Annotated in this window: 10 protein-coding genes and 1 tRNA gene; 4 read left to right on the top strand and 7 right to left on the bottom strand. The window is 63.9% G+C overall.

Going from position 1 to position 8156, the window contains the following annotated elements; all coding sequences use genetic code 11:
- Window positions 1-132 precede the first annotated feature (132 nt).
- Window positions 133-693: an Rrf2 family transcriptional regulator gene (locus QMZ26_RS20975; RefSeq protein ID WP_283222563.1), complete on the bottom strand. Its 561-nt coding sequence runs from the start codon at window positions 691-693 to the stop codon at window positions 133-135.
- Between the two features lie 284 nt (window positions 694-977).
- On the opposite strand from QMZ26_RS20975, the gene QMZ26_RS20970 reads away from it, so the two are divergent.
- The 3 genes from QMZ26_RS20970 (at window position 978) to QMZ26_RS20960 (ending at window position 3458) form a co-directional block, all read left to right on the top strand.
- Window positions 978-1700 carry an FAD-dependent oxidoreductase gene (locus tag QMZ26_RS20970; protein WP_283222562.1) on the top strand — a complete coding sequence of 241 codons (723 nt, stop codon included), beginning with the start codon at window positions 978-980 and terminating at the stop codon, window positions 1698-1700.
- Window positions 1681-2187, top strand: a complete 507-nt coding sequence (locus tag QMZ26_RS20965; protein ID WP_283222561.1) for an FAD-dependent oxidoreductase — start codon at window positions 1681-1683, stop codon at window positions 2185-2187. The genes QMZ26_RS20970 and QMZ26_RS20965 overlap by 20 nt, the downstream gene beginning before the upstream one ends.
- A 161-nt stretch (window positions 2188-2348) precedes the next feature.
- On the top strand, window positions 2349-3458 hold the full coding sequence (locus QMZ26_RS20960; protein ID WP_345782705.1) for an NAD(P)/FAD-dependent oxidoreductase: 1110 nt from the start codon (window positions 2349-2351) through the stop codon (window positions 3456-3458).
- Between the two features lie 15 nt (window positions 3459-3473).
- On the opposite strand, the gene QMZ26_RS20955 is transcribed toward QMZ26_RS20960, so the two are convergent.
- The 3 genes from QMZ26_RS20955 to QMZ26_RS20945 form a co-directional block, all read right to left on the bottom strand.
- Window positions 3474-3800 carry a hypothetical protein gene (locus QMZ26_RS20955; RefSeq protein ID WP_283222559.1) on the bottom strand — a complete coding sequence of 109 codons (327 nt, stop codon included), beginning with the start codon at window positions 3798-3800 and terminating at the stop codon, window positions 3474-3476.
- 67 nt (window positions 3801-3867) lie between these two features.
- Window positions 3868-4281, bottom strand: a complete 414-nt coding sequence (locus tag QMZ26_RS20950; protein WP_283222558.1) for a hypothetical protein — start codon at window positions 4279-4281, stop codon at window positions 3868-3870.
- Between the two features lie 67 nt (window positions 4282-4348).
- Window positions 4349-4675: a hypothetical protein gene (locus QMZ26_RS20945; protein ID WP_283222557.1), complete on the bottom strand. Its 327-nt coding sequence runs from the start codon at window positions 4673-4675 to the stop codon at window positions 4349-4351.
- A 247-nt stretch (window positions 4676-4922) separates the two neighbouring features.
- Between QMZ26_RS20945 and QMZ26_RS20940 the strand changes: the two genes are divergently transcribed.
- Window positions 4923-4998: transfer RNA gene (locus tag QMZ26_RS20940), tRNA-Gly, on the top strand.
- Between the two features lie 236 nt (window positions 4999-5234).
- On the opposite strand, the gene QMZ26_RS20935 is transcribed toward QMZ26_RS20940, so the two are convergent.
- From QMZ26_RS20935 to QMZ26_RS20925, 3 genes are all read right to left on the bottom strand, one after another.
- A complete protein-coding gene (locus tag QMZ26_RS20935) occupies window positions 5235-6938 on the bottom strand; it encodes a hypothetical protein (RefSeq protein ID WP_283222556.1) in 1704 nt (567 codons plus the stop codon).
- A 179-nt stretch (window positions 6939-7117) separates the two neighbouring features.
- Window positions 7118-7561, bottom strand: a complete 444-nt coding sequence (locus QMZ26_RS20930) for a hypothetical protein (protein WP_283222555.1) — start codon at window positions 7559-7561, stop codon at window positions 7118-7120.
- Complete coding sequence (locus tag QMZ26_RS20925) at window positions 7554-7958, bottom strand: hypothetical protein (protein WP_283222554.1); 405 nt, start codon at window positions 7956-7958, stop codon at window positions 7554-7556. The genes QMZ26_RS20930 and QMZ26_RS20925 overlap by 8 nt, the downstream gene beginning before the upstream one ends.
- Window positions 7959-8156 lie beyond the last annotated feature (198 nt).

Raw genomic sequence — 8156 nt, 5'->3', positions numbered from 1 at the left:
GGGAATAGCTCAGTTGGTAGAGCGCAACCTTGCCAAGGTTGAGGTCGCGAGTTCGAGTCTCGTTTCCCGCTCCAGATTCAAGAAAAACGCTCCCGCAAGGGAGCGTTTTTCGTTGTGCGGTTACGCCGCCCCTCAATCCCCGTCCTGTGCCGACGCACGCGAACGCATGCCGGTGATGCGTGCTTCTTCGCGGGCCACCTGGCGGTCGGCAAACCACTCCTGCACGTCGCCTGCAAAGCTCGCCGGGCGCCCCTTGCCCTGCACGCCTTCGGCAATCGAGGCCAGGCTGGAACGCGCCAGTTCCTCGCGCATGGCCTTCTGCGCATTGATCATCACCGCGTGGATGCCGCACACCCCGCGGTTGGCCCAGCGCGGTGGGCTGCCATCGAACAGCGCGCAGCGCCCGCGGATCTCCTGGCAATCGAACAGCGCCTTCTGTCCCTCCACCGCATCGACGACATCCAGCACGCTGATGTCTTCAGGCGCACGCGCCAACTGGTAACCACCGCGGATGCCGCCGGTGGACTCGACGATGCCGGCCTTTTCCAGCTTGGGGAAGATCTTTGCCATGAAGGCCGCCGGCACGCCCTGCAGTTCGGCAAGGTCGCGGCTGCTCGGGCGCTGCTCCAGCGGCGGGACCAGCCAGAGCAGGCAGTGAAGGGCGTACTCGACGCCCGTTCCAATGTGGGCCATGGGAGCGGTCCAGAAAAATATAACGCGGACTATAGAGGCCTGAGTTACCCGCGGCAAGCGCATGAGGCGCCGTCCAGTGCATTGATTTCATTGGCGTTATGCCTGCGGGGGAGGCGTGCAGGGTTGCCCGCTGTCCTGAACGGCGGCCGCCGCCGCGCTTGCACCACATAACGCGGACTCATATGATCCGCGTTATGTGGTGCGTCGGCGCAGCACATCCCCGTGCCCCTGCCGCCTGCGCATCGGGCTGCATGACCCCTCGTTTCCCAGAAGGATTTCTTTCCGTGTCCCAACGCATTCTTGTCATCGGCGCTGGCTTTGCCGGCATGTGGAGCGCGCTTGCCGCCGCCCGTCTTCTCGACCAGGCCGCGCGCCGTGATGTTGAGATCGTGCTGGTTGCACCGTCCCCTGAACTGCATGTGCGCCCGCGCCTGTACGAGAAGGGGCCCGAACGCATGAAGGCGCCGCTGCAGGCGATCTTCGATGCGGTGGGCGTGCGTTACCTTGCCGGCCGCGTCGAGCACATCGACGTGGCCCGCCAGCAGGTGCAGGTGGTGGGCGCGGCGGCGGATGCCGCAGCGCAGACGCTGCACTACGACCGCCTGGTGCTGGCCGCCGGCAGCCGCCTGAACTGCCCGCCGATTCCTGGCCTGCAGCAGCACGCCTTCAACGTCGACCAGATCGCCGATGCAGCGCGCCTGCAGGCACATCTGCAGGGTCTTGCCGGCCGTGCGCAGAGCGCTGCACGCAACACGGTGGTGATTGCAGGCGCAGGCTTCACCGGCATCGAAACCGCCGCCGAAATGCCGGCGCGCCTGCGCGACGTGCTGGGTGCCGATGCTGCAGTGGACGTCATCATGGTCGAGCGTGCCGATGCGCTGGGTCCCGACCTGGGCGAAGGCCCGCGGCCGGTCATCACCCAGGCCCTGACCGAGCTGGGCGTGTCCTGGCGGCTGGGTTCGGGCGTGGAAGGTGGATGCGGATGGCGTGACGCTGGAAAACGGTGAGCGCATCGACGCCGCGACCGTCATCTGGACCGCCGGTGCACGTGCCAGCGCGCTGACCGCGCAGATCCCCGGCCAGCACGACGCAGTGGGTCGCCTGCACGTGGACCGCACCCTGAAGGCGAAGGGCGTCGACGCGGTGTTCGCCACCGGCGACTGCGCGCATGCTGCCACCGACGACGACGGCAACGTCGCGATGATGTCCTGCCAGCACGCGATGAACCTGGGGCGCTCCGCTGGCCACAACGCTGCCGCTGACCTGCTCGGGGAGGCGATGATTGACTATGCACAGCCCAAGTACGTGACCTGCCTGGATCTGGGCCCGTGGGGTGCCGTCTACACCGAAGGTTGGGACCGCCAGGTAGTGCTGTCCGGTGCTGAAGCCAAGGCGCTCAAGACCCGCATCAACACCGAATGGATCTATCCGCCCACGGGTGAGCGTGCGGAGATCCTGGCGTCGGCCGACCCGCTGCGGATCGTGGTGGCCTGATGTCGCAGTGAGCTGTCGAGTGCAACGCCCGCGCCAACGGGCGTTGCGCTTCCGGCGTGTTGTGCGCCGTGCAGCGCTTCATCCCCACTTCACCGGCACTCCATGGCCCCGCCACGCGCGCAGGCCACGCTGCATCTTCGTTCCCCTATGGTGATGCTGCGATGCCCCACATGTCCTCCGCCTGCGACCACGACGTGGTCATCGTCGGCGCAAGCTTTGCTGGTGCGGCCTGTGCATTGGCCGCAGCGCAGTACGGTCTTCGCCTCTGCGTGCTTGAACGCAAGGCAGACCCCGGCGAGCGCCTGCACACCACCGGCATCGTGGTGAAGGAGGCGATGGAACAGACCTGGCTGGGCCACATTCCCGAGCACCTGGTGCAGCGCGTCGCGCGCGTGCGCCTGTACGCGCCCAACCTGCGCAGCGTGCAGCTGCAGGCGCCGGGGTACTACTTCCTCACCACTGACACCCCGAACCTGATGCGCTGGCTCGCTGCCGAGCTGCGTGCCAGTGGTGTCGATCTGCGCCTGCAGCAGTCCTTCCGCCATGCCGAAATCGATGGCGATGGCTGGCAGGTGGAGGGGGCAGGGCGGTGTGCCTATCTGGTCGGTGCCGACGGCGCCCGTTCGCGCGTGGCCCGGCGCACCGGCCTGGGCCAGGTACGCGACCACCTCCATGGCGTCGAGCGTGAATTCGACGGGCTGCAGCTGGCGCGGGGCGATGCGCTGCATTGTTTCGTCAGCAGGCGTTATGCACCGGGCTACATCGGTTGGGTCGCACAGAACCCTGCCGGCGTACAGGTGGGTCTCGCCCTGCGCCATCAGCCGATGCAGGCACGGGTGCCGGAGATCGATGGCTTCATCGAGCACGTGCGCGACATCGTCGGCATCGCGCCTTCAATGCAGCCATCGTCCACCCGTGCCGGACGGGTGCCCTGCGGCCTGCCTGACGGCCCGATCACCGGCCATCGGGTGATCCTCACTGGCGATGCGGCCGGCATCGTCTCGCCGCTGTCGGCCGGCGGCATCCATTCATCGTGGCGGCACGGCTGGGCGGTCGGTGATGCCATCGGCCGGCACCTGCGTGGCAAAGGGCCGCCCGCCGAGCGGGTGGCGCGCCGGGTGGCACCCACCTTCCGCCGCAAGCGCCTGCTGCGCTGGGCGATGGACCACCTGCAGCAGGACTGGCCGGTCGACGCGCTGCTGCGCACGGCGACGATGCGGCGCGTCGCCGAGCAGATCTACTTCCACCAGCGCGGGGTGCGGGCTGACTGACGCGCAGGGCGACGCTCAGGTGGTGGGTGGTGTCGCCCTGATCTTTGCCAGGCCCTTGACCAGCGACGTGATGTTTTCTGGGTCGCCGCCGCGATCCAGGCGGTCGGACCAGCGCGCGAAGTACTCGCGGAACAGCCGGTTGCCATCATCGGTGAGGTTGTCATTCGTGACCAGGAAGGTCTCGTTCAACGATCCATCGGCGTTGTAGGGGGATTCCAGCAGCAGCTCGTTGTCCACCAGGAAGCGCATCAGGACTTCGGTGAGGTGGTTGATTTGGCGGCGGTAGCTCACGCGCTTGCTGGACTCAAGCATGGCGGGGTAGGAGTATCTGATGATGGTCATGATCGGTATCGTCCGGGCGCTCAGCCTGCAGGCCTGCTGCGCCGCGCTTTTTCTTCCTTGTAGAAGGTCACATACCGGCGTTCCATTTCCTTGAACGTGCGGTTCCCGCCCCGTGCTTCCGCGCGCGCGAACCATTCGAAGGCCTGTTCAAGGTCGCCATCTCGTAGTGCGCCTCGCCAACATCGCTGAGCACTTTGTGTGACGTCGGCGAGCCGACCTTGAGCACCTGCTCGCTCCACGCCAGCGCCAGTGGATACTCGCCTTGCTGGAACGCGATGGCGCGCAGGCGATCGGTGACGAACAGCCCGGGCATCTGCCATTGCTGCCAGTTCTCAGGAAACTGTTCCCACACCGCCAGGAATCCAGTGCGCGCCTCGTCGAGACGGCCACGGAAATAGTGGGCTTCGGCGGCTTCTTCCAGGGCTGTCAGTGCGGCACCGCCGTCGGGCAGTGTCTGGTACATCTCGAAATCGGGTTGCATGACCGAGGCCTCCTTGGCAGGGGTCGATGAAAACAGGATGCGGGCTGAATGATGCGCAGGGCAGCGCTCAGGCGGTGGGTGGTGTCGCCCTGATCTTTGCCAGGCCCTTGACCAGCGATGTGATGTTTTCGGGCTTGCCGCCGCGATCGATGCGGTCGGACCAGCGCGTGAAGTACTCGCGGAACAGCCGGTTGCCGTCGTCGGTCAGGTTGTCTTTCGTGACCTGGAAGGTCTCGTTCAACGATCCATCGGCGTTGTAGGGGGATTCCAGCAGCAGCTCGTTGTCCACCAGGAAGCGCATCAGGACTTCGGTCATGTGGGTGACGAGGCGGCGGTAGTCCGCGTTCTTGCTGCGCGCGAGCATGGCAGGGTAGGTGTATCTGAGGATGATCATGATCGTTATGCTGCGGACGCTCAGCCTGCAGGCTTGCTGCGCCGCGCCTTTTCTTCCTTGGCAGGGGTCCATGAAAACAGGGGGCGGGCATCACCGCGCCTCGCCCTCCGTGGCGATACCGTAACATCTGGCAGGGGGCTGGCCCGCCCGTGCGGAACCCATGTTCAGGTTTGGCGAAGAAAGAGGTTGACGGTCCCGTCCAATCTCGGCAGAATGGCGCTCCTTCGACGCAGGTCGAACGGAATCTGCGGGAATAGCTCAGTTGGTAGAGCGCAACCTTGCCAAGGTTGAGGTCGCGAGTTCGAGTCTCGTTTCCCGCTCCAGATCAGGAAAAACGCTCCCGCAAGGGGGCGTTTTTCGTTTGCGTCGCACTCAGGCGTCGCCCCGCCACCATGTCCTGCGCGCCGGCCCTTCCGGCTGTGCGTGGTGAACTGCGGAAGCAGGGGCGGGAGCGGGGCCGGCAAGTCATCAGCGAAAGGCGCGACGGATTGAGGCTGGAATGACGACCAGCAGCCCAGAAGCCCTGCAGTTTTGCCGGCTTATGAAGGGAGTTCGGCATCTACCTGGACAGGTAGCCCTGCTGCTTCCAGAAGTTCATTGCGAACCTGTCATCCCTCGCGAAGTACGGGGCCATTCCGCTCAGCAGGTCTGCATTCGTACTACGCATTTCCCTCGCGCCGCGCTTGTAGACACGCAGTGCACGTGCCAGTTCAGCCCCTCCAACGGGGTCGAGTTGAGCCGGGGAGTCCTCCAGATCCTGGTCGGCCTTGTAGCGGACTCGGACGCGCTCACTGCCGTCCATGCAGGTTTCAACGTCGAAGTAATAGCTCTCGATCACGCTCGTGTCGTCAGGCTGATGCAGTTCGCGAGACAGGCGAAGTGTGGGCTCCACTGGATCTGGTCCCTGCTCTTCCTGGCGAAACGCCGCATGACAGTGACCGACCCAGAATCCGCAACGGTCATCATCGTCGTAGTCGTCGTAGGGCTTGCAGATCTCCAGCGCCAGAAGATCCCTGATCTCGCTCGCTGGAACTATCTCCGTGGTCCAATGACGGCTGGACGCGCCTTCCTGCAGGAATCGCCAACCTTCAAGTACGAGTGCGACGTGGTCCGGCGGGATCTCATGTGCTTCCACTCGCGTCCACTCGCTCTGGTCGCTGCTGACATCACTGCAGATGAAATTCCAGAGGCCCCAGCCAGTTTCAGGTCTTCTTCCCTTGAGGCGATCAATTATTCCAACGGTCGTCTCTATCTGCTCCATGACGAAGCGCGCAGCGATGTTCCTTGATGGGTCTTCCATCTGCATGATGTAAGAGGGTGCGTCAGCATCCTCGATGTTCACACGTACCTGGAGTGAGATCCCTTCACGATGGAAATCATAACCACGGATATCCATCGGAAGCATGTCCTCCGCGCAGATCCGCAGGAAGTTCTCTGGACTGATTGTGGCGTCGCCAAACAGGTTCACTGTGCATAGGAGCGGGTCTGGCGCCGACAGGCTCTCCGCACGGATGACGCTCTTTCCGGCAGTCAGCCTCTCCAGCATGGCTCCCGCGTCCAATGACCACACACTGTCCGGGTCCTCGGACTCACGTGACAGGCAATCGAGTTCGATGATCTCCTCAATTCCATCGTCAGTCATGGCTTCGTCGTCCATCCGGCGCATGCACTGGACCGAGCCATCGAATTGCATGGAGTAGTCGGTCTGAATGAGAAGCGCTGCCTCTGTGTTCCCGACTACGTGTAGTTCCCCGTGGTTGTAGTCGCCCCAGAACAATTCGCGGACCAGCAGGTTGCCGCCCACGCGGATTTCCTGTCCGCCGACGATGGCATTGGTCGTCGTCAGGTCGCCCGAGACAAGCAGTCCGCATGCCCCGTCGGTCTCAAGGCTGTGAACATAGCCGGCGATCTCTGCATTGCCACGAACGAGGATGAAGCGGATGTACGCGCCAAGGTCTTCTTTCCGCCACGGGGCCAGCGGATCGACCAGGTCCAGTGTGTCCAGTTTGAGATCACCATCAACCAGGAGAACCAGCTCATCGGGGTCCCCCCAGACGTAGTGCCCTGGTGCGTATGATGAGTCCTGCGGTATTTCTTCCTTGATCTCGCCGTATCGGACAACCTGGAAGGGGCACTCCGGGGAAAGTTGCGTGGCCAGTTCCAGGGGCGTGATCAGTCGGAATACAGGCATTGGTGGTAATGCTGCGTCGAGCGGACCTGTGTCGCCGAGGGGCTGTGATGCGTGCTGGCTCGACTGCTGCATGAAGTGTCCCTGTTTGGCAGAGGCATATGCAGAGCAGTGTCAGCGAGAGCATTGACGGCGCTGCAGACCTCGGGTCAGACACTTTCTTCCACTGGTCTGGTGCTGGTCCATGCAATTATTCTGAAATGGGTGGGCCCTCCCTGCGCGTATTCTTCTCTCCAGTCAATCGTTGCACTGATTCAGTTCCTCGCGGTAGCCATGCGGCGAGCTTGGAACACCTGCCAGAGGGTGATTGACGACACCGACCACAGGGCCAGGAACAGGCTCAGAACCAGCAGCATCAACCACAGAAGGTGCGTGCCGTAGACCGGCGACTGATGCATCGCGCCCATCGCCAACGGTAACGACCACGCCAGCAGCAGCGCGAAAGCGATCAGCAGGCGCAGCCAGAGCCGACGCCATCGCCATGGGCGCACGATCAGCGTGACAACAGCTATTTCGACCGTGCTCATCACGGCAAAGATCGCAACTGCGCGGATGGGATAGGGCTGCACTTCGCCGGGTTCCATCCAGCGCTGCATCCAGTAGTCGGTCTGCGTGCCGGAATGAATCAGCGCGGCCATCACCGCCAGCCAGATCGTGGCCGCCGCCAAGTAGTACCACCGGGTATTGCGATCAATCATGCATGGGCTCCTTGCTCGTGCTGCAGGCCGTGGCGCGCGCGGCGAAGCGTGCGCTGGCGGCGATCGCGGCCAGTGCGAGCACGCCCGGGCCGACGGTGAAGTACAGCATGCGCAGCGGATTGTTGTGCATCAGCGTCCAGCCTGCGAATGCGAGCGGGATGGCCAGCACCATCAGCTTGGCTGCAAGCGGCCGCAGCACGGCGACCAGCGGCTGTGCGCCGAGGAACAGCACGAACGCGTAGTACTGCGCGAGGCCCAGGCCGATGTTGCCGTGCGAGCTGAAACCGACATGGTTGCCATACCAGGTCATGCCCAGTGGCATCAGCGTCCAATAGAGCGCGCCCACCAGCAGGTGCAGCAGCAGGGAGATCAGCAAAGGCTTGCCGTGCAGGAACATGGGCGCAGGCGTCCGGGCGGGGCAGGGTACCCCACCACGCCAGGCCCGGATCACCGTGTGTGAAGACTGTTGACGGCGTGAAGGAATTTGGACACAATAGCGCTCCTTCGACGCAGGTCGGACGGAATCTGCGGGAATAGCTCAGTTGGTAGAGCGCAACCTTGCCAAGGTTGAGGTCGCGAGTTCGAGTCTCGTTTC

The sequence above is a fragment of the Stenotrophomonas sp. PFBMAA-4 genome (genome assembly GCF_030053215.1).
In the GTDB taxonomy this organism is placed as follows: Bacteria; Pseudomonadota; Gammaproteobacteria; order Xanthomonadales; family Xanthomonadaceae; genus Stenotrophomonas.
This window is presented reverse-complemented; position numbering and strand designations above follow the sequence as displayed.